This is a genomic window from Streptomyces sp. NPDC025638 (assembly GCF_055558775.1).
Genome location: NZ_JBVHLX010000005.1, coordinates 180,576 through 199,770, shown reverse-complemented (window position 1 = coordinate 199,770; position 19,195 = coordinate 180,576). Strand labels below are relative to the sequence as shown.

21 protein-coding genes and 1 riboswitch are annotated in these 19,195 nt (G+C 71.0%); of the genes, 11 read left to right on the top strand and 10 right to left on the bottom strand.

Annotation, left to right across the window (positions count from 1 at the left end):
- Positions 1-152: 152 nt before the first annotated feature.
- A riboswitch (TPP riboswitch) is annotated at positions 153-264 on the top strand.
- The 6 genes from thiO (at position 262) to ACZ4EG_RS14940 (ending at position 5,980) form a co-directional block, all read left to right on the top strand.
- The gene (gene thiO / locus ACZ4EG_RS14965; RefSeq protein WP_453547926.1) at positions 262-1,446 is read left to right on the top strand and encodes a glycine oxidase ThiO; all 1,185 of its coding nucleotides are present in this window, start codon (positions 262-264) and stop codon (positions 1,444-1,446) included. Its footprint overlaps the riboswitch before it by 3 nt.
- Positions 1,443-1,643 (top strand): sulfur carrier protein ThiS, encoded by a 201-nt coding sequence (gene thiS, locus ACZ4EG_RS14960; protein WP_390709180.1) that lies wholly within the window; start codon positions 1,443-1,445, stop codon positions 1,641-1,643. Before thiO ends, thiS begins: the two co-directional genes overlap by 4 nt.
- A 3-nt stretch (positions 1,644-1,646) precedes the next feature.
- Positions 1,647-2,441 (top strand): thiazole synthase, encoded by a 795-nt coding sequence (locus ACZ4EG_RS14955; RefSeq protein ID WP_453547924.1) that lies wholly within the window; start codon positions 1,647-1,649, stop codon positions 2,439-2,441.
- 89 nt (positions 2,442-2,530) lie between these two features.
- Entirely contained in the window at positions 2,531-4,456 is a 1,926-nt protein-coding gene (gene pknB / locus ACZ4EG_RS14950) for a Stk1 family PASTA domain-containing Ser/Thr kinase (protein ID WP_453547922.1), read from the top strand.
- A gap of 47 nt (positions 4,457-4,503) precedes the next feature.
- Positions 4,504-5,397, top strand: coding sequence for a deoxyribonuclease IV (locus ACZ4EG_RS14945; RefSeq protein WP_467790913.1), 894 nt, complete (start codon positions 4,504-4,506; stop codon positions 5,395-5,397).
- Positions 5,398-5,473: 76 nt separating this feature from the next.
- The gene (locus ACZ4EG_RS14940) at positions 5,474-5,980 is read left to right on the top strand and encodes a DUF4396 domain-containing protein (protein ID WP_467791117.1); all 507 of its coding nucleotides are present in this window, start codon (positions 5,474-5,476) and stop codon (positions 5,978-5,980) included.
- A gap of 18 nt (positions 5,981-5,998) precedes the next feature.
- Here the strand turns inward: ACZ4EG_RS14940 and ACZ4EG_RS14935 are convergent, their stop codons facing one another.
- A complete protein-coding gene (locus tag ACZ4EG_RS14935; protein ID WP_453547918.1) occupies positions 5,999-6,631 on the bottom strand; it encodes a sulfite oxidase-like oxidoreductase in 633 nt (210 codons plus the stop codon).
- A gap of 177 nt (positions 6,632-6,808) precedes the next feature.
- Here ACZ4EG_RS14935 and bfr point away from each other — a divergent pair, with 177 nt between their 5' ends.
- Entirely contained in the window at positions 6,809-7,288 is a 480-nt protein-coding gene (gene bfr, locus ACZ4EG_RS14930) for a bacterioferritin (RefSeq protein WP_453547916.1), read from the top strand.
- Here the strand turns inward: bfr and ACZ4EG_RS14925 are convergent.
- Positions 7,285-7,539 carry a (2Fe-2S)-binding protein gene (locus ACZ4EG_RS14925; protein WP_467790912.1) on the bottom strand — a complete coding sequence of 85 codons (255 nt, stop codon included), beginning with the start codon at positions 7,537-7,539 and terminating at the stop codon, positions 7,285-7,287. The two genes, bfr and ACZ4EG_RS14925, sit on opposite strands and share 4 nt — an antisense overlap.
- 160 nt (positions 7,540-7,699) lie before the next feature.
- Positions 7,700-9,052: a class II 3-deoxy-7-phosphoheptulonate synthase gene (locus ACZ4EG_RS14920; protein ID WP_453547910.1), complete on the bottom strand. Its 1,353-nt coding sequence runs from the start codon at positions 9,050-9,052 to the stop codon at positions 7,700-7,702.
- A 107-nt stretch (positions 9,053-9,159) separates the two neighbouring features.
- Here ACZ4EG_RS14920 and ACZ4EG_RS14915 point away from each other — a divergent pair, with 107 nt between their 5' ends.
- Entirely contained in the window at positions 9,160-9,216 is a 57-nt protein-coding gene (locus ACZ4EG_RS14915) for a trp operon leader peptide (RefSeq protein ID WP_078912442.1), read from the top strand.
- 102 nt (positions 9,217-9,318) lie between these two features.
- Positions 9,319-11,262 (top strand): anthranilate synthase family protein, encoded by a 1,944-nt coding sequence (locus ACZ4EG_RS14910; protein ID WP_467790911.1) that lies wholly within the window; start codon positions 9,319-9,321, stop codon positions 11,260-11,262.
- A gap of 29 nt (positions 11,263-11,291) precedes the next feature.
- On the opposite strand, the gene ACZ4EG_RS14905 is transcribed toward ACZ4EG_RS14910, so the two are convergent.
- The 4 genes from ACZ4EG_RS14905 to ACZ4EG_RS14890 all read right to left on the bottom strand — a co-directional run bounded on the left by ACZ4EG_RS14905 (position 11,292) and on the right by ACZ4EG_RS14890 (position 15,133).
- On the bottom strand, positions 11,292-12,320 hold the full coding sequence (locus ACZ4EG_RS14905; protein ID WP_467790910.1) for a 6-phosphofructokinase: 1,029 nt from the start codon (positions 12,318-12,320) through the stop codon (positions 11,292-11,294).
- 121 nt (positions 12,321-12,441) lie between these two features.
- Entirely contained in the window at positions 12,442-13,119 is a 678-nt protein-coding gene (locus ACZ4EG_RS14900; protein ID WP_363297012.1) for a response regulator transcription factor, read from the bottom strand.
- A complete protein-coding gene (gene macS / locus ACZ4EG_RS14895) occupies positions 13,116-14,351 on the bottom strand; it encodes a MacS family sensor histidine kinase (RefSeq protein WP_467790909.1) in 1,236 nt (411 codons plus the stop codon). The genes ACZ4EG_RS14900 and macS overlap by 4 nt, the downstream gene beginning before the upstream one ends.
- A 47-nt stretch (positions 14,352-14,398) precedes the next feature.
- Complete coding sequence (locus ACZ4EG_RS14890) at positions 14,399-15,133, bottom strand: lysophospholipid acyltransferase family protein (protein ID WP_467790908.1); 735 nt, start codon at positions 15,131-15,133, stop codon at positions 14,399-14,401.
- 145 nt (positions 15,134-15,278) lie between these two features.
- Here ACZ4EG_RS14890 and ACZ4EG_RS14885 point away from each other — a divergent pair, with 145 nt between their 5' ends.
- Both ACZ4EG_RS14885 and ACZ4EG_RS14880 read left to right on the top strand, forming a co-directional pair.
- Positions 15,279-16,058, top strand: a complete 780-nt coding sequence (locus ACZ4EG_RS14885) for an alpha/beta hydrolase (RefSeq protein ID WP_453547895.1) — start codon at positions 15,279-15,281, stop codon at positions 16,056-16,058.
- Positions 16,051-16,608 carry a hypothetical protein gene (locus tag ACZ4EG_RS14880; RefSeq protein WP_453547893.1) on the top strand — a complete coding sequence of 186 codons (558 nt, stop codon included), beginning with the start codon at positions 16,051-16,053 and terminating at the stop codon, positions 16,606-16,608. Before ACZ4EG_RS14885 ends, ACZ4EG_RS14880 begins: the two co-directional genes overlap by 8 nt.
- Positions 16,609-16,623: 15 nt before the next feature.
- Here ACZ4EG_RS14880 and ACZ4EG_RS14875 read toward each other — a convergent pair whose 3' ends face one another.
- From ACZ4EG_RS14875 to ACZ4EG_RS14865, 3 genes are all read right to left on the bottom strand, one after another.
- Complete coding sequence (locus ACZ4EG_RS14875; protein WP_467790907.1) at positions 16,624-17,382, bottom strand: endonuclease/exonuclease/phosphatase family protein; 759 nt, start codon at positions 17,380-17,382, stop codon at positions 16,624-16,626.
- A 90-nt stretch (positions 17,383-17,472) separates the two neighbouring features.
- Positions 17,473-18,426, bottom strand: coding sequence for an ROK family glucokinase (locus ACZ4EG_RS14870; protein WP_467790906.1), 954 nt, complete (start codon positions 18,424-18,426; stop codon positions 17,473-17,475).
- 67 nt (positions 18,427-18,493) lie between these two features.
- The gene (locus ACZ4EG_RS14865) at positions 18,494-18,964 is read right to left on the bottom strand and encodes a DUF5304 domain-containing protein (RefSeq protein ID WP_363297005.1); all 471 of its coding nucleotides are present in this window, start codon (positions 18,962-18,964) and stop codon (positions 18,494-18,496) included.
- Between the last annotated feature and the right edge of the window lie 231 nt (positions 18,965-19,195).

Sequence of the window (19,195 nt, the reverse complement as noted above, 5' to 3'; positions counted from 1 at the left end):
ACCATAGACAACTGACAAACTGTCAGTCAGGGGGCGTGCTGAGTGACCTGCTCCACAACGCTCGTTCCGTGGGCCCGCCGCGTCTCCCGGTCGGGCCGTGGACGGAGGCTCCCTTACCCGGGCGAAGCTCCGCGGGCTAGGGTGGCCACCGTACAAGCACTCGCGGGAGCCCGGACGCACCGGGCTGAGAGGGAGGCTGGCGGCCTCCGACCGTACGAACCTGATCCGGGTCATGCCGGCGAAGGGAGGGGCTGGACGCCCATGTCGTCACGTACGTCAGACGTCCTCGTCGTGGGGGGCGGAATCATCGGCCTGGTCACGGCCTGGCGGGCCGCGCAGCGCGGGCTCGTCACCGCCGTGGTGGATCCCGAGCCGGGCGGCGGGGCCGCCCAGGTGGCGGCCGGGATGCTGGCCGCGGTCACGGAACTGCACTACGGCGAGCAGACCCTGCTGGGCCTGAACCTCGCCTCGGCCCGCCGCTATCCGGACTTCGTGGCCGAGCTCACCGAGGTGACCGGCCACGACGTCGGCTACCGGCGGTGCGGCACGCTCGCCGTGGCGCTGGACGCCGACGACCGCGCCCATCTGCGCGAACTGCACGCCCTGCAGCAGCGGTCGGGCCTGGAGTCCGAGTGGCTGTCGGGGCGGGAGTGCCGGCGCCTGGAGCCGATGCTCGCGCCCGGTGTGCGCGGCGGGCTGCGGGTGGACGGCGACGATCAGATCGATCCGCGGCGGCTTACGGCCGCGCTGGTGGCCGCGTGCGAGCGCGCGGGGGTGGTGTTCCACCGCACGTGGGCGGAGCGGCTGTCGGTCGTACGGGACCGGGCCGCCGGTGTCGTCTCCCGCGAGGGAGACGTCCTGGGCGCGGACCGGGTGGTGCTCGCGGCCGGCAGCCTGAGCGGGCGGCTCGCGGGCGTGCCGGACGCCCTGCTGCCGCCGGTGCGGCCGGTGAAGGGGCAGGTGGTGCGGCTGACGGTGCCTCGGCGGTACGCGCCCTTCCTGAGCCGTACCGTGCGGGCCGTGGTGCGCGGCGGGCACGTCTATCTGGTGCCCCGGGAGAACGGCGAGCTGGTCGTGGGGGCGACGAGCGAGGAGCTGGGCTGGGACACGACGGTGACCGCGGGCGGTGTGTACGAACTGCTGCGGGACGCCCATGAGCTGATGCCGGGGATCACCGAGCTGCCGCTGGTGGAGACGCAGGCCGGACTGCGCCCCGGCTCTCCGGACAACGCTCCGATGCTCGGTCCGACCGCGCTCGACGGGCTGCTGATGGCCACCGGGCACTTCCGCAACGGCGTGCTGCTCACACCGGTCACCGGCGACGTCATGGCGCAGGTCCTGGTCACGGGTGAACTCCCGGACCTGGCCCGCCCCTTCACACCGCAGCGGTTCGGTACCGCAGTCGCCGTCCCGTCGGCCCCGGTCCCTTCGGAGCAGCCCGCATGAACATCTCCGTCAACGGGGAGCGCCGGGAGATCGCGCCCGGCACCGCTCTCGACACCCTTGTGCGGTCCCTCACCGCGGCACCGCGCGGAGTGGCCGCCGCGCTCAACGAAACCGTCGTCCCGCGCGCGCAGTGGTCCGCCACGGCCCTGTGCGAGGGAGACCGCGTCGAAGTCCTCACCGCCGTGCAAGGAGGCTGACCCATGGCCGACGATCCCTTTGTCCTCGGCGGTACGCCCCTCTCGTCCCGGCTGATCATGGGTACGGGCGGTGCGCCCAGCCTGGATGTGCTGGAGCGGGCGCTGGTCGCCTCCGGCACGGAGCTGACGACAGTGGCGATGCGGCGGGTCGATCCCGAGGTGCACGGCTCCGTGCTGTCGGTGCTGGAGCGGCTCGGCATCCGGGTGCTGCCGAACACGGCGGGGTGTTTCACCGCGGGTGAGGCCGTGCTCACGGCCCGGCTGGCGCGGGAGGCACTGGGCACCGATCTGATCAAGCTGGAGGTGATCGCCGACGAGCGGACGCTGCTGCCGGATCCGGTGGAGTTGCTGGACGCGGCGGAGACGCTGGTGGACGACGGCTTCACCGTCCTGCCGTACACCAATGACGACCCCGTGCTGGCCCGGAAGCTGGAGGACGTCGGCTGCGCCGCGGTCATGCCGCTGGGCTCGCCGATCGGCTCCGGGCTCGGCATCCGCAATCCGCACAACTTCCAGCTGATCGTCGAGCACGCGCGCGTGCCGGTGATCCTGGACGCGGGGGCCGGTACGGCGTCGGACGTGGCGCTGGCGATGGAGCTGGGGTGCGCGGGTGTGATGCTCGCCTCCGCGGTGACGCGGGCCCAGGAGCCGGTGCTGATGGCGGAGGCGATGAAGCACGCGGTGGAGGCGGGCCGGCTGGCGAGGCGGGCGGGCCGCATCCCACCCCGGCACTTCGCCGAGGCCTCCTCCCCCACCGAGGGGCGCGCGCACCTGGATCCCGAGCGCCCTGCGTTCTAGTCGCGCAAACAGTCACAGCTCTGCTGCATTCCGTCCCCGGAACGGCGTAACCCCCGGCCCTGTCGGTCGTGGCTCGTACACTCACCTGCGTGGATACGACCCTTCAGGACCCTCTCGTCGGGCAGGTGCTCGACGGCCGTTATCGCGTCGAGGCGCGGATCGCGGTCGGCGGGATGGCCACGGTCTACCGGGCCCTGGACACCCGTCTGGACCGGGTGCTCGCGCTCAAGGTGATGCATCCGACGCTGGCGGCCGACGGGTCGTTCGTGGAGCGGTTCATCCGCGAGGCGAAGTCCGTGGCGCGGCTGGCGCACCCCAACGTGGTGCAGGTCTTCGACCAGGGGGCCGACGGGTCGTATGTGTATCTCGCGATGGAGTACATCGCCGGGTGCACGCTGCGTGACGTGCTGCGCGAGCGCGGTGCGCTGCAGCCGCGTGCGGCGCTGGACATCCTGGAGCCGGTGCTCGCCGCGCTCGGCGGCGCGCACCGCGCCGGGTTCGTACACCGGGACATGAAGCCCGAGAACGTGTTGATAGGGGACGACGGGCGGGTCAAGGTCGCCGACTTCGGTCTGGTGCGGTCCGTGGACACGGTGACGAACACCACGGGCACCGTGCTGGGCACCGTTTCCTATCTCGCGCCGGAGCAGATCGAGCACGGCACGGCCGACCCGCGGGTGGACGTGTACGCGTGCGGTGTCGTCCTGTACGAGATGCTGACCGGCGGGAAGCCGCACGCCGGGGACTCCCCGGCCACGGTGCTCTACAAGCACATCCACGAGGACGTGCCGCCGCCCTCGGCCACCGTGCCCGGACTGCCGTACGAGCTGGACGAGCTGGTGGCCGCGGCCGCCGCGCGCACCCCGGACCTTCGGCCGCAGGACGCCGTGGCGCTGCTGGCCCGGCTCCGCGAGGCCCGCGCGGGGCTCACCGACGAGCAGTTGGACGCCGTGCCGCCGCAGGCGCTCTGCGCGGAGCACGACATCGCCGAGGACCGTACGAGCGTGATCCCGCGCTCGCTGACCGTGCCCCGGCTGCTGCCGGTCAACGAGGACGACGACCTGGTGGGGGCCGTCGACCGCACCAGCCGGCTGCAGGCGCCGCCCGTGCCCGACCGGCGCGGCCCGGCCCGGCCGCGCCGCACGCTGGTCACGGTCATCGCCGCCGTGCTGCTGGTCTTCGGTGTCGGCGCCGGTGTCTGGTACATCAACTCCGGTCAGTTCACCCGGGTCCCGCCGCTGCTGGCGAAGACCGAGGCGGAGGCGAAAGCGCGGCTGAGCGAGGCGGGGCTCGACGTCAAGGTCGAGCGCGCCTACGACGACACGGTGAAGCGGGGCACGGTGATCCGCACCGACCCGGCGGCCGGCACCCGGATCCGCGGCCACAACGCGGTGACGCTGATCATCTCGAAGGGCCCGGAGACCGTGAACGTGCCCGGCGTCCAGGGCATCCCGCTGGCGAAGGCCAGGGCCCGGCTGACGGCGGACGGGCTGGAGCCCGGGATGGTGACCCGGGAGTTCAGCGACAGCGTCGCCAGGGGCTCGGTGATCAGCACCGACCCGACGGCCGGTACGAAGCGGCACGCGGGCTCGGCGATCGCACTGGTCGTCAGCAAGGGCAGCCCGATCGACGTCCCGGACGTCACCGGCGACGACCTGGCCGACGCCCAGCAGGAGCTGGAGAACGCGGGTCTCAAGGTGAAGATCGCCGCGCAGCAGGTGAACTCCGAGTACGACAAGGGCAAGGTGGCCCGGCAGACCCCGGTGGGCGACAGTCGGGCCGCCGAGGGTGACACGGTGACGCTGACGATCTCCAAGGGCCCGGAGATGATCGAGGTCCCGGACGTGGTCGGGGACAGCGTCGACGACGCGCACAAGGCGCTGGAGGGAGCCGGCTTCAAGGTCGACGAGGACCGCGGGCTGCTCGGGCTGTTCGGGGACACGGTGAAGAAGCAGTCGGTCGCGGGCGGCGACACGGCGCCCAAGGGATCGACGATCACGATCACCATCCGGTGACGGGAGCGGGCGGTCGGGGCGACCTGGGGGCGTGACACCCTGAACGGGTGAGCAGTCAGCATTCCTCCGGTGCCGTCCCCGGCCCCTCCCGCAACCCCGTCGGCGGCCATGTCCCCGTGGCCGGCGGCCTGCACTCCGTGGGCCTGTCGTACGCCCGGGACCTCAAGGCAGAGACCGTGCAGGTCTTCGTCGCCAACCCGCGCGGCTGGGCCACCCCGGCGGGCAGCCCGCGCCAGGACGAGGCGTTCCGGGCGGCGTGCGCCGAGGAATCCATCCCCGCGTATGTGCACGCCCCGTACCTGATCAACTTCGGCTCGCACACCGAGGCGACCGTCGAGAGGTCGGTGGAGTCCCTGCGGCACTCGCTGCGGCGCGGGCGGGAGATCGGCGCGCTGGGGGTCGTCGTGCACACGGGAAGCGCGACCGGCGGCCGGGAGCGGGCGGTGGCGCTGAAGCAGGTGCGCGAGCACATGCTGCCGCTGCTGGACGAGCTCACCCACGACGACGATCCGTTCCTGCTGCTGGAGTCGACCGCCGGGCAGGGCTCCTCGCTCTGCTCCCGCACCTGGGACTTCGGGCCGTACTTCGAGGCGCTGGACGCGCATCCGAAGCTGGGCGTGTGCCTGGACACCTGTCACATCTTCGCCGCCGGGCACGATCTGACCGGCCCGGACGGCATGCACCGGACGCTGGACCTGCTGGTCGGCACGGTCGGCGAGGGCCGGCTGAAGCTGATCCACGCCAACGACTCCAAGGACGTGGTGGGCGCGCACAAGGACCGCCACGAGAACATCGGCTCCGGCCATATCGGCGAGGACCCGTTCCGGGCCCTGATGACGCACCCCGCGACCGAGGGCGTACCGCTGATCATCGAGACGCCCGGCGGGAAGGAAGGGCATGCGGCGGATGTGGAGCGGCTGAAGAAACTGCGCGACGGATGACGCATTGAGGAATACCCCAGGGGGGTATACGGTTCCTGCTCGGTGCAGAAACCGTTACGTGACATTGGGGGCACTCATGCAGCACGAGGCGCACGCACACGCGGACACGCACCCGCACACGCACGCCGACCACCACGGGCCGGCCGTGGCCACCTGGTCCGTCGCCGCCCGGGCCACCCTGCACTGCCTCACCGGCTGCGCCATCGGCGAGGTGCTGGGCATGGTCGTGGGAACGGCGCTCGGGTGGGGGAACCTGCCGACCACGATCCTGGCGATCGTGCTGGCCTTCTTCTTCGGCTACTCGCTCACCCTGCGCGGGGTGCTGAAGGCGGGCGTCGACTTCCGCACCGCCTTCCGGGTGGCGCTGGCCGCGGACACCCTGTCCATCGCGGTGATGGAGCTGATCGACAACGGCGTGATCGTGCTGTGGCCGGACGCGATGGACGCGCAGCTGGACGACCTGCTGTTCTGGGGCTCGCTGCTGATCTCGCTCGTGGTGGCCTTCATGGTCACGACGCCCGTCAACAAGTGGACGATCGGCCGGGGCAAGGGCCATGCGGTGGTGCATCAGTACCACCACTGAGCGGCCGGCCAGGAGATGTCAGAGCTCGGGACCGTCCCCGGGCTCCTCCTGGTAGGAGTAGCGCTGCTCCTTCCAGGGGTCGCCGATGTTGTGGTACCCGCGCTCCTCCCAGAAGCCGCGGCGGTCGGCGGTCATGTACTCCACGCCGCGGACCCACTTGGGGCCCTTCCAGGCGTAGAGGTGGGGCACCACGAGGCGGACCGGGAAGCCGTGCTCGGCGGTGAGGAGTTCACCGTCCTTGTGGGTGGCGAAGATCGAGCGGTCGGAGGCGAAGTCCGCGAGGCGCAGGTTCGAGCTGAAGCCGTACTCCGCCCAGACCATCACATGGGTGGCGTCGGTCGCGGGCGGGGCGATCTCCAGGATCGTCCGGGCCGGGATGCCGCCCCATTCCGCGCCGAGCATGCTGTATTTCGTCACGCAGTGCAGATCGGCCATGACGGTGGTGTAGGGCAGGGCCGTGAACTCCTCGTGGTTCCAGCAGTGCTTCTCACCGTCGGCGGTGGCACCGAAGACCCTGAACTCCCAGCGCTCGGGCCGGAACTTGGGTACCGGGCCATAGTGCGTGACGGGCCAGCCGCGCTGCAGTCGCTGCCCCGGCGGAAGCTCGGACCCTGCCGCTTCTCCAGATTCGCGCTCCACCGGATGACCCATGACTCCATCCTGACAGACCCGGAGCAGTGCACTTGACCAGCCCTGCCCTAAATCGGACAAACAATGACAACTCTGCACTTACTTACTAAGTACGCACTTACTGGACGATCTTCGACGCCGGTGCAATCATGCGGCCGCAGCCTCCCCATTTCCCCCCATGCGGAAGGAGCCCGTGCGATGCAGGGCGATCCCGAGGTCATCGAATTCCTCAACGAGCAGCTCACCGGTGAGCTCACCGCGATCAACCAGTACTTCCTGCACGCGAAGATGCAGGAGAACTTCGGCTGGCCGAAGCTCGCCAAGTACACGCGCCACGAGTCGTTCGACGAGATGAAGCACGCCGAGGTGCTCACCGACCGCATCCTGTTCCTGGAAGGACTGCCGAACTACCAGCGGCTGTTCCATGTGCGGGTGGGGCAGACCGTCCGGGAGATGTTCGAGGCGGACCGGGAGATCGAGGTGGAGGCGATCGACCGGCTCAGGCGCGGGATCAAGATGATGCGCGAGAAGGGCGACATCACGTCCGCGAACATCTTCGAGGACATCCTCGCCGACGAGGAGCACCACATCGACTACCTGGACACCCAGCTGGAGCTGGTGGAGAAGCTCGGTGAGGCGCTCTACATCGCGCAGCTGATCGAACAGCCGGAGAGCTAGGCGGCCGCGGCCGGCTCGGCCTCGTCGAGCTCAGCCCCGTCGAGCTCGGCCAGGATCGGCCTGCCCTGGTCGGCCAGCTCACGGCGCGGGCAAGCGCCACGGCCGAGGATCGACTGGATGCGCCGTACGCACGAACCGCAGTCCGTGCCCGCCTTGCACTGCGAGGCGATCTGGCGCGGGGTGCACGCGCCGTCCTCCGCGTGCTTCTTGACCTGCGCCTCGGTCACACCGAAGCAGCTGCACACGTACACGCGGATTCACCTCCCGACGGGATCGATAACTGGCGCCGTCCCGTTTGATCGGTGAGGCAAACCTAACCTTACCCATCACTCAGGAACCGCAAAAGTGGGAAGGGGCGCGGATCGTATGTGATCCGCGCCCCACTTCACTTGTCCCTGACGGGCAGGTCCGTCACTGGTCGCGGTACATCTCGGCGACGAGGAACGCCAGGTCGAGCGACTGGCTGCGGTTCAGGCGCGGGTCGCAGGCCGTCTCGTAGCGCTGGTGCAGGTCGTCGACGAAGATCTCGTCGCCGCCGCCCACGCACTCGGTGACATCGTCACCGGTGAGCTCGACGTGGATGCCGCCCGGGTGGGTGCCCAGCGCCTTGTGGACCTCGAAGAAGCCCTTGACCTCGTCGAGCACGTCGTCGAAGCGGCGGGTCTTGTGGCCGGAGGCCGCCTCGAAGGTGTTGCCGTGCATCGGGTCGGTCACCCAGGCCACCGCGGCGCCGGACGCCGTGACCTTCTCGACCAGCTCGGGGAGCTTGTCGCGGATCTTGTCGGCGCCCATGCGGACGATGAAGGTCAGCCGGCCAGGCTCGCGCTCGGGGTCGAGACGGTCGATGTACTGCAGCGCCTCCTCGGCCGTGGTGGTCGGGCCGAGCTTGATGCCGATCGGGTTGCGGATCTTCGAGGCGAACTCGATGTGCGCATGGTCCAGCTGCCGGGTGCGCTCCCCGATCCACACCATGTGCCCGGAGACGTCGTACAGCTTGCCGGTGCGGGAGTCGACCCTGGTCAGGGCGGACTCGTAGGCCAGCAGCAGCGCCTCGTGCGAGGAGTAGAACTCGACGGTCTTGAACTCCTCCGGGTCGGCCCCGCAGGCGTGCATGAAGTTCAGCGCGTTGTCGATCTCGCGGGCCAGCTGCTCGTAGCGCTGTCCGGACGGGGACGAGCGCACGAAGTCCTGGTTCCAGGCATGCACCTGGCGCAGGTCCGCGTAACCGCCGGTGGTGAAGGCGCGCACCAGGTTCAGCGTCGAGGCGGACGCGTGGTACATCCGCTTCAGCCGCTCGGGGTCCGGGATCCGGCTCGCCTCGGTGAAGTCGAAGCCGTTCACGGAGTCGCCCCGGTACACCGGCAGCGTGACGCCGTCGCGGGTCTCGGTCGGCTTGGAGCGCGGCTTGGAGTACTGGCCGGCGATACGGCCGACCTTCACCACGGGCACCGAGGCGGCGTACGTCAGCACGGCGCCCATCTGGAGCAGCGTCTTGAGCTTGTTGCGGATGTGGTCGGCGGACACCGCGTCGAAGGCCTCGGCGCAGTCGCCGCCCTGGAGGAGGAACGCCTCTCCCTTGGCGACAGCAGCCAACCGGGCGCGCAGCTGGTCGCACTCGCCCGCGAAGACGAGCGGCGGATACGACTCGAGGTCCGCGATCGCTGCGCGCAGAGCCTCGGCGTCGGGGTACTCGGGCTGCTGCGCCGCGGGCAGGTCTCGCCAGGTGTTGCCAGCGGTCGCGCTGGTCTTAGCGTTCACGGTCACGCACTCAACACTACGGCGTCGTGTCGCGTCGTTTTCTCCCGGCTCGACAGGTGAGACGGTTGTGCGCTCACCTGTGGACGCGCCGGAGATCGGGTAAGGTGCACCGCATGTTCGCGCTTTCGACCCAGAACTGGTGGTGGACCGCTCATCCGGCGGCCCACTGACTGCGCGTACGCAAGACTTCGCGAAGGCCGCCCGAGGGGCGGCCTTCGGCGTTTCCGGGGTCGTTCCTCTCCGTCAAGAAGATCGAGAAGGATCACCGACCCATGAACCTGCTGGACCTGCTGTCCGACTCACGTCCCTTCGCCCTGCTCCGCCGCCGCACCCCGGGCCACGACGAGAACACCGTGGAGGTGTTCCTGGGCCCCGTCACCACGTACGACCGGCTTGCGGACCTGCCCGACGAGGGCCTCGCGCTCGTCCCCTTCCGGCAGATCCGTGAACGCGGCTTCGACGTGCGCGACGACGGCACACCGCTGGCCGTGCTGATCCCCGAGGAGACCCGGACCCTGTCGCTGGCCGACGCCCTGGCGCAGCTGCCCGCGCACGAGGTGCGGGTCGAGGGCGGGGGCTTCGACGTCGGCGACGAGGAGTACGGCGAGATCGTCGGCCGGGTGCTGCGCGACGAGATCGGGCGCGGCGAGGGCGCGAACTTCGTCATCCGGCGGACGTACAAGGGTGAGATCCCGGGGTTCGGACGCGCGGACGCCCTCGCGCTGTTCCGGCGGTTGCTGGAGTGTGAGCGGGGCGCTTACTGGACGTTCGTCATCCACACCGGAGATCAAAAAGGGCCCGAAGGGCCTTCCCTGGAAGGGCGGCGGGGGGAGACGGGTGGGCGCACGCTGGTCGGGGCGAGCCCCGAGGTGCACGTCCGGATGTCCGGCGGCACGGTCGTCATGAACCCGATCAGCGGCACGTACCGCTACCCGGACGGTGGCCCGACGCCCGAGCACCTGCTGGACTTCCTCGCCGACGGCAAGGAGATCGAGGAGCTGTCGATGGTGGTCGACGAGGAGCTCAAGATGATGTGCACGGTCGGTGACATGGGCGGGGTGGTGGTCGGCCCGCGGCTGAAGGAGATGGCGCACCTCGCTCACACCGAGTACGAGCTGCGCGGCAAGTCCTCCCTGGACGTGCGGGAGGTCCTGAAGGAGACCATGTTCGCCGCCACGGTCACCGGCTCGCCGGTGCAGAACGCGTGCCGGGTCATCGAGCGGCACGAGGTCGGGGGCCGCGGCTACTACGCGGGCGCGCTGGCCCTGATCGGCCGCGACCCGGGCGGCGCCCAGACGCTGGACTCCCCGATCCTCATCCGCACCGCGGACATCGACGCGGCAGGGGGGCTGCGCGTCCCGGTCGGCGCCACCCTGGTCCGGGGGTCGGACCCGGCGGGCGAGGTGGCGGAGACCCACGCCAAGGCGGCGGGGGTGCTGGCGGCTCTCGGGGTACGGCCCTCCCGGCCCCGCGGGGAGCACACGCGCCCCAGGCTGGCCGACGACGCCCGGGTGCGGGCGGCGCTGGACGGGCGCCGGGCCTCGCTCGCGCCGTTCTGGCTGCGGATGCAGGAGCGGTCCGAGGCCCTCGCCGGCCATGCGCTCGTCGTCGACGGGGAGGACACCTTCACGGCGATGCTCGCGCACGTGCTGCGGTCGAGCGGGCTGACGGTGACCGTCCGGCGCTACGACGAGCCGGGGCTGCGGGAGGCGGTGCTCGCGCACGAGGGCCCGGTCGTACTGGGTCCCGGGCCCGGTGACCCCTCGGACCTCGCCGACCCGAAGATGCGCTTCCTGCGGGAGCTCACCGCCGAGGTGATCCGGGGACACCGGCACGGCGTCCTCGGTGTCTGCCTCGGGCACGAACTGATCGCGGCCGAGCTGGGGCTGGAGATCGTACGCAAGGAGGTGCCCTACCAGGGTGCGCAGACGGCGGTCGACCTGTTCGGGCGGCCGGAGACCGTCGGCTTCTACAACAGCTTCGTGGCCCGCTGCGACGAGGAGGCCCTCCAGGAGCTGTCGGCACACGGCGTCGAGCTGAGCCGCGCCGCGAACGGGGAGGTGCACGCGCTGCGCGGTCCCGGGTTCGCGGGGGTGCAGTTCCACCCCGAGTCGGTCCTCACCCTGAACGGGGCGATGATCATGCGGGAACTGATCGGCCGGCTGCGCGGGACGAGTACAGCGCCGGACGGACCGGGTTTCGCCGACCGGCGCTGAGAAGCGAGCCCTTGGTCGGCCCACGCGGGTCAGCCGAAGAACACGCTGACTTCCTCGTACAGCTTCGGGTCCACGGTCTTCAGTTTGGCCGTGGCCTCGGCGATCGGGACACGGACGATGTCGGTGCCGCGCAGCGCGACCATCTTGCCGAAGTCGCCGTCGCGGACCGCGTCGATGGCGTGCAGCCCGAAGCGGGTGGCGAGCCAGCGGTCGAAGGCGCTCGGGGTGCCGCCGCGCTGGATGTGCCCGAGGACGGTGGTCCGCGCCTCCTTGCCGGTGCGCTTCTCGATCTGCTTGGCCAGCCACTCGCCGACGCCGGAGAGCCGCACGTGCCCGAAGGAGTCCAGCGACTCGTCCTTGAGCACCATGTCGCCGTCCTTCGGCATGGCGCCCTCGGCGACGACCACGATCGGGGCGTAGGACGCCTTGAAGCGGGAGGTGATCCAGGCGCACACCTGGTCGAGGTCGAAGCGCTGCTCGGGGATGAGGATGACGTTCGCGCCGCCCGCGAGCCCGGAGTGGAGGGCGATCCAGCCGGCGTGACGGCCCATCACCTCGCAGACCAGGACCCGCATATGGGACTCGGCGGTGGTGTGCAGCCGGTCGATGGCCTCCGTGGCGATGCCGACGGCGGTGTCGAAGCCGAAGGTGTAGTCGGTGGCGGAGAGGTCGTTGTCGATGGTCTTCGGCACGCCGACGCAGGGCATGCCGTACTCGTCGGACAGCCGCGCCGCCACGCCCAGGGTGTCCTCGCCGCCGATCGCGATGAGCGCCCCGATCTCGTGCTTGGCGAGGTTGTCCTTGATCCGGCGGATGCCGTCCTGCTGCTTGAGCGGATTGGTCCGCGAGGAGCCGAGGATCGTCCCGCCGCGGGGCAGGATGCCGCGCACGGCCGGGATGTCGAGGCGGACGGTGTCGCCTTCGAGGGGTCCCCGCCAGCCGTCCCGGAAGCCGACGAAGTCATAGCCGTACTCCTGCACACCCTTGCGCACGATGCCCCGGATGACGGCGTTGAGCCCCGGGCAGTCGCCGCCTCCGGTCAGTACTCCGACCCGCATGGAAAAGTCCCTTCGCCGCGGTTGCCTGATGCAGGTCACGCTAATGGTGATCCCGGTCACACAGGGATGGGCGGGAAGCGCAATTCCGGTGAAATGTCAGGCGGTTGGTTGACGGGGCCGGTCAGGCGTCGTCGAGCCCGCGCTCTATCGCGTACCGCACCAGCTCGACCCGGTTGTGCAACTGGAGCTTGCCGAGGGTGTTCTGGACGTGGTTCTGGACCGTGCGGTGGGAGATGACCAGGCGTTCGGCGATCTGCTTGTAGCTCAGACCCTTGGCGACCAGCCGCAGCACCTCGGTCTCACGCTCGGTCAGCCGGGGCGCCCCCGGCTCGTCGGCGTCGGCGGCGGGCGCGGGCTCGGAGGCCAGCCTGCGGTACTCGCCGAGGACCAGACCGGCGAGGCCGGGGGTGAACACCGGGTCGCCGACCGCCGTACGGCGCACCGCGTCCAGCAGTTCCTCGGTGGAGGCCGACTTGAGGAGATAGCCGGTCGCGCCCGACTTCACGGCCTCCAGTACGTCGGCGTGCTCGCCGCTCGCCGACAGCACCAGGACGCGCAACGCGGGGTTGGCGCCGACGAGTTCCTTGCAGACCTGGACGCCGGGCTTGGCGGGCAGGTTGAGGTCCAGGACGAGGACGTCCGGCGCCGCGGCCCTCGCGCGGCGCACCGCCTGCTCGCCGTCCCCGGCGGTGGCGACCACCTCGAAGCCGGACTCGGTCAGGTCGCGGGCGACCGCGTCGCGCCACATGGGGTGGTCGTCGACCACCATCACCTTGATCGGGCCCTGCCGCTGCGTCATCGTTTCTCCGCCTTCCCCCGGGAGACCTCCGGGTCCTTCGGGGCCTTGGGTACCTTCAACTCGACTTCCGTGCCCTGCCCCGGAGTCGAGACCAGCTCGGCGCTGCCGCCGAGATCGCGCAACCGCCCCCGGATCGACAGGGCGACCCCGAGCCGCCCCTCGCCCTCGGCCTGCGCGAGCCGCCCCTCGGGGATGCCGGGTCCGTCGTCCCGGACGGTCACCACGACCTCGTCCGGCTCGTCCTCGACGAGGATCCAGGCTCGCGCGTCCGGACCCGCGTGCCTGCGCACATTGTCCAGGGCCGCGCCGACGGCGGCCGCCAACTCCCTGGCCGCACCGGGCGGCAGCGGCACCGGGGCGCCGGGCTCGGCGAAGCTGACCCGGGCCCCGGCGTACGGGACGAGCAGGGTGCGCAGGTCGACCGGCCCCGCGGTGTCGTCGGGCTCCTCCACGGTCCGTACGACCGCCCCCTCGGCGGCGTCGTACGACACGCGCGGGACGGGCACCAGACCGCCGGAGACGAGCGCGCGCAGCGCCGCCTCCTGCTCCCCCGCCATCCGGCCCAGCTCGGCCGCCTCCCCGCCGATGACCGCGCCGCGCCGCTGCACCATCGCCAGCACCTGCAGCACGCTGTCGTGGATGTCCCGGGCCAGCCGCTCCCGCTCCCGGGTGGCGGCCTCGATCTCCAGGGCACGGGCGAGGGTGCGCTCGGAGGCCCGGGCGACCTCGACGACGTATCCGATGGCGATGGAGGCGACCCAGACGAGGATCACGTTGTGGACGGTGTCGCGGGCCGGCCGGCCGCGCTCGATGAGGTTGGCGACGGCGACGGGCGTGGAGGCGAACGCGGCCCAGCGCCAGCCGCCCTTGATGGCGAAGGCGAGGACCGAGCCGGCCGTCCAGATCGACGGCAGGGTGGGGCCGCCGCGGTCGATGTGGTGGTCGGTGACCACCCACGGGGTGAGGACGATACCGGTGAGCGCGACCGCGAGGTCGACGGCGAGGAAGCGCTTGGTGCAGGCCACCGCGTTGCGCACCCGGGGCAGCGTGGCGAGCGTCCAGACGCACAGGAGGACGTAGTAGGCGATCGCGACGACGGGGCGGTCGTACTCGTGGTACGCGGAGGCGAACAGGCCGACCGCGTACAGCATCGTCAGGACCCGGTAGCCGGCGAGCGCACGCCACAGCGGCAGCTCGACCGACATCCTCATGACCTTCTCGCGCTTCGCCACGCGCTCCCCCGCCCCCGGTCCCGGACTCCCCCGCCCGGGCCCCCTGTCTAGGATTCCGTCTTCTTCTCCGCCTTCTCGGCTTCCTTCGAGGCCTTCGCCGCCTCCGCGATCTGCCGCTTGGCGGCGGTCGCGTAGATGTCGACGTACTCCTGGCCGGAGAGCTTCATGATCTCGTACATGACCTCGTCGGTCACCGCGCGGAGCACGAAGCGGTCGTGCTCCATGCCCTGGTAGCGGCTGAAGTCGATCGGCTTGCCGATGCGGATGCCGGGCCGCATCAGCTTCGGGACGACCTTCCCGGGCGGCTGGATCTTCTCGGTGTCGATCATCGCGACGGGGATGACGGGCGCGCCGGTGGCGAGGGCCACGCGGGCGAGGCCGCCGGGCTTGCCGCGGTAGAGGCGGCCGTCGGGCGAGCGCGTGCCCTCCGGGTAGATGCCGAACAGCTCACCGCGCTCCAGGACCTCCATGCCGCTCTTGATCGCCGCCTCGCCCGCGCCGCGCGCGCCGGAGCGGTCCACCGGGAGCTGGCCGACGCCCTTGAAGAAGGCCGCCGTCAGCCGTCCCTTCACGCCGGGCGTCGTGAAGTACTCCGCCTTCGCGATGAAGGTGACCTTGCGGTCGAGGACCGCGGGCAGGAAGAACGAGTCCGAGAACGAGAGATGGTTGCTCGCCAGGATGGCGGCGCCCTCGGCGGGAATGTTCTCCAGGCCTTCCACCCAGGGTCTGAAGGCGACCTTCAGCGGTCCCCCGATGGCGACCTTCATCGTGCCGTACAACAACCGAGTGCCTCCTGTTTCCGTCGATCAGACCTTAACCCGGAGCGCTCGCAAAGGGACCGACGACCCTGGTCGGTGTCGGTGCGGTCGCGTACGGTGAAGCACACCGGAGTCGTTCACGCCCTTCTCATGGACAGGAGACCGAAAGGTGCCGGTTCTCCCCGGAGCCGAGCCGTACCGCCACGAGGGCGGGGAGGTTGGTGTTCTCCTCTGCCACGGCTTCACCGGCTCGCCCCAGTCACTGCGCCCCTGGGCGAGGCATCATGCCGCGCAGGGCCTGACCGTGTCGCTGCCGCTGCTGCCCGGGCACGGCACGCACTGGGAGGACTTGCAGCTCACGGGCTGGCAGGACTGGTACGCGGAGGTGGACCGCGAGCTGCGCGTGCTGCGCGAGCGCTGCGCGCGGGTGTTCGTGGCCGGCCTGTCGATGGGCGGCGCGCTCGCCCTGCGGCTGGCCGCGAAGCACGGGGAAGCGGTCGACGGTGTGGTGGTCGTCAACCCGGCGAACAAGGTGCACGGCCTGTCCGCGTACGTCCTTCCGGTGGCCCGGCACCTCGTGCGGACGACGAAGGGCATCGCCAGCGACATCGCCAAGCCGGGCGCCGCGGAGACGGGCTACGACCGGGTGCCGCTGCACGCGGCCCATTCCCTGCGCTCCTACTTCCGGCTGCTGGACGGCGAGCTCCCGCAGGTGACCCAGCCTCTGCTGCTCCTGCACAGCGCCCAGGACCATGTGGTGCCGCCGGCCGACTCGGCCCGCATCCTGAGCCGGGTGTCCTCCCTGGACGTAACGGAGATCGTGCTGGAACAGAGTTACCACGTGGCGACGTTGGACCACGATGCGGACCGGATCTTCGAGGAGAGCCTCGCCTTCATCGGCCGGCTCGCACCCAGTGTCGGCAAAGAAGGGACGGCCTCAGTTGGCTGAGCACGACTCCGACCGCGAGGACCGCGAGCCGGACGAGAAGGGCGTTCCCTTCGACGAGGAGGCGGCCTGGGCGGCGATCGTCGCCGGATACGGCGCGGAGCCGCCGGACCCGCCGGGCGCCAGGCCGTTCAAGTCGATCGAGGATCTCGCGCTGCCCGAGACCGGGCCGGACGAGGACGACGACACCGAGGCACAGCAGCCCGCGAAGCCGCTGGGCAGCTCCGTCTCCTTCGCGCCCGGCGTCGGGCCGCGCGACTACACGGCGCCGGAGCCGTCGGACGACGACTTCGACGAGGACGACGAGGGCCACTTCGTGCCGCCCGAGCCGCCGCCGCTGCCCGCCGCCGACACGACCGCCAAGTTCGCCTGGCTGGGGGTGGTGGGCGGCCCGATCCTGCTCCTGCTGGCCGTGCTGCTCGGCTGGGACATGACGTGGTGGCTGACGACGCTCGGCATCGGCGGCTTCCTCGGCGGCTTCGTCACGCTGGTGACACGGATGAAGACGGACGACGACGAGGACGGCGACCCCGGGCGGGGCGCGGTCGTCTGAGCGAGGCGCGACCCGCTACGCCGACGGGATTCTGAGGGCGGCCAGGACCGGAAGGTGGTCCGTGGCCGCCCTCAGGTCTGCCCGGGTCACTCCGGGGTGGCCGAGGGGTACCCCGCAGCCGAGGACCTCGATGCCCTTGGTGGCGAAGATCGCGTCGATACGCTGGTGGGGGTCGGCGGGGGTGGAGGTGTATTCGCTGCCCCAGGGTGCGGTGGCCCAGCAGTCCGTCAGTCCGTCGGCCAGGCGCCGGAAGGTGCGTCCGGTGGGGCGTTCATTGAGGTCGCCGCCGGTGACGGCGTGCTCCACGCCCATCCCGGCCAGCCGGTCGAGGAGCATGCCGGCCTGCTCGTAGCGCTCGTCCTGCTGCAGGCTGAGGTGACAGCTCAGGACGCCGAGCCGGGTGCCGCCGAACCTCACGACGGCGGTGGCGAAGCCCCGTCTGTGCAGTCCCGGCGTGAGCGGGAGGAGTACGTCCTCCGTCCGTTCGACGGTGGCCCGCAGGCCGCACAGGATGGCCGGTCCCGCCGCGGTGGCGCCCCCGGTGAGGATCACCTGCCCGGACGCGGCCGCCAGCCGGGCCAGTTTCTTGCGCCAGCGGAAGAAACGGGGGGCCTCCTGGACGAGCACCAGGTCGGGGGCGCAGGCGGTGATCACACGGGCGAGGGCGGCGGTGTCGTCTCTCATCGAGCGGATGTTGTAGCTGAGGACGCGGATGACCGCGGAACCGTCTGGCTCCGTGCGGGAGTTGGGGAGCGGCGGGAGCGAGGTCGGCATGCGGATCAATCTACGCCGGGACACCGGTTCCGCACGGCAACGCCCGCCGTTCCCGGGCAGGCTCGGCGGGCGTTGTCAGATGTACGGGGATCACATGATCGGGTCCGGCTCCCGGGCCAGGTCGGCCGCGCCCACCAGGCCCGCCTTGTTGCCCAGCCGGGCGGCGATCACGTCGGCGACGGGGCGCCAGTTGCCGCCGACCAGCCAGCGCTTGTAGGACTTGCGGATCGGGTCGAGGACCAGCTCGCCCTCGTCGGAGAGGCCGCCGCCGACGATGAACGCGGAGGGGTCGAAGAGGGAGGCCAGGTCGGCCAGGCCCGCGCCGGCCCAGCGGGCCAGCTCGCGGTAGGAGTCGACGGCGACCGGGTCGCCCTGGCGGGCGGCCATGGAGATGTGCTTGCCCTCGATGCCCTCGGGGGTGCCGTCGCCCATGCCGAGCAGGATCTCGGCGTTCTCCGGGGTGGCGTTGGCGCGCTGCTTGGCGTATCTGACCAGGGCACGGCCGGAGGCGTACTGCTCCCAGCAGCCCTGCGAGCCGCAGCCGCACAGCAGGCCGTCCGGGACCATCCGGATGTGGCCGAACTCGGCGGCCACGCCGAAGTGCCCGCGGCGCAGCTTGTTGCCGATGATGATGCCGCCGCCGAGGCCGGTGCCGAGGGTGATGCAGATGACGTTGCGGTGGCCCTTGCCCGCGCCGAACTTGTACTCGCCCCATGCCGCCGCGTTGGCGTCGTTCTCGACGACGACCGGGAGGCCCACGCGGGCCTCGACCTCCTGCTTCAGCGGCTCCTGGCGCCAGTCGATGTTGGGGGCGAAGTAGACGGTCGAGCGCTGCCGGTTCACGTAACCGGCCGCACCGATGCCCACGCCGACGATGTCGTGACCCGCATGTGCGCCCTCCACGGCCGAGGCGATGGCGTCCACGATCGCCGCGGGCGTGCCCGGGGTCGGCACCTTGTAGGTCGAGAGGATGTTGCCTTCCTCATCGACCACGCCGGCCGCGATCTTCGTGCCGCCGATGTCGACGCCGATGGTGAGTCCCATGAATCCCTCAGTTTCGGTCGAGCCCCGCTACGGCCAACCGTACCCGAGGCCCTACCGGCGGGGGCTGTCAGTCCAAGTCGATGCGTTCTCCTGAGCCGGTGCCGTCGCCCCGGTCCTTCAGGTCTTCCGTGCGGGACGTCCAGCGCTGTTCCTGTGCCTGGACGGCGGAGCGGTACGCGGCGAGCAGTTCGTTGCCGGCCGCCGCGAGGTGGTCGAAGACATCCGGGTTGCGTTCCATGACGGGCTCGACGGCGGCCTTGGCCTGCTGGACCACCTGCCGCACCATCTGCTGTGCGGCGGGCCCCGCGACCGCCCCGAGGAGCGGGGACTGGAGGCCGGACAGCTTGTCGGCGACGGCGTCGACGAGTTTGCGCAGTTCCTCGGCGGCCGATCCCTGAGGAGAGCCGTACTGGGCACGACGGCGGGCCCGCTCGGCCTCCAGGTCCTCGGCGCAGGCCTTGGACCAGGCATCGGCGTCGGTCGCCCGAACCTCTTCGTCCGCCTCGGGGGCGTCAGGTGTGGGGCGCTCTTCGCTCATGACGGACTCCTGACTACGGTTCGCCTCTACGACGTTACCCGAATGGGCGTGCGGGGTTCACCGTCGGCGCGGCCGGATCGGCCGCCGCTCCGGCGCCGGGCGAGCAAGAATCACTTCCCGCGCGGCCACAGGCCCGGATCCGGCGCCAACCGGATGCGCGACTCCCCCTCGCGCAACCCCGCACCGCCGACGGTACAGCGGCGCAGGGCGGACGAGAGGGCCACGATCCGA

Excerpts from the sequence above, each read along its gene's own strand:
- ACZ4EG_RS14940 (WP_467791117.1), top strand. The coding sequence starts at position 5,474 with ATGCAGCACGAGGCGCACGCACACGCGGACACGCACCCGCACACGCAC.
- ACZ4EG_RS14935 (WP_453547918.1), bottom strand. The coding sequence starts at position 6,631 with ATGGGTCATCCGGTGGAGCGCGAATCTGGAGAAGCGGCAGGGTCCGAG.
- ACZ4EG_RS14870 (WP_467790906.1), bottom strand. The coding sequence starts at position 18,426 with ATGGGACTCACCATCGGCGTCGACATCGGCGGCACGAAGATCGCGGCC.
- ACZ4EG_RS14910 (WP_467790911.1), top strand. The coding sequence starts at position 9,319 with ATGAACCTGCTGGACCTGCTGTCCGACTCACGTCCCTTCGCCCTGCTC.
- ACZ4EG_RS14955 (WP_453547924.1), top strand. The coding sequence starts at position 1,647 with ATGGCCGACGATCCCTTTGTCCTCGGCGGTACGCCCCTCTCGTCCCGG.
- thiO (WP_453547926.1), top strand. The coding sequence starts at position 262 with ATGTCGTCACGTACGTCAGACGTCCTCGTCGTGGGGGGCGGAATCATC.
- ACZ4EG_RS14905 (WP_467790910.1), bottom strand. The coding sequence starts at position 12,320 with ATGCGGGTCGGAGTACTGACCGGAGGCGGCGACTGCCCGGGGCTCAAC.
- ACZ4EG_RS14900 (WP_363297012.1), bottom strand. The coding sequence starts at position 13,119 with ATGACGCAGCGGCAGGGCCCGATCAAGGTGATGGTGGTCGACGACCAC.
- thiS (WP_390709180.1), top strand. The coding sequence starts at position 1,443 with ATGAACATCTCCGTCAACGGGGAGCGCCGGGAGATCGCGCCCGGCACC.
- ACZ4EG_RS14865 (WP_363297005.1), bottom strand. The coding sequence starts at position 18,964 with ATGAGCGAAGAGCGCCCCACACCTGACGCCCCCGAGGCGGACGAAGAG.
- ACZ4EG_RS14875 (WP_467790907.1), bottom strand. The coding sequence starts at position 17,382 with ATGCCGACCTCGCTCCCGCCGCTCCCCAACTCCCGCACGGAGCCAGAC.
- bfr (WP_453547916.1), top strand. The coding sequence starts at position 6,809 with ATGCAGGGCGATCCCGAGGTCATCGAATTCCTCAACGAGCAGCTCACC.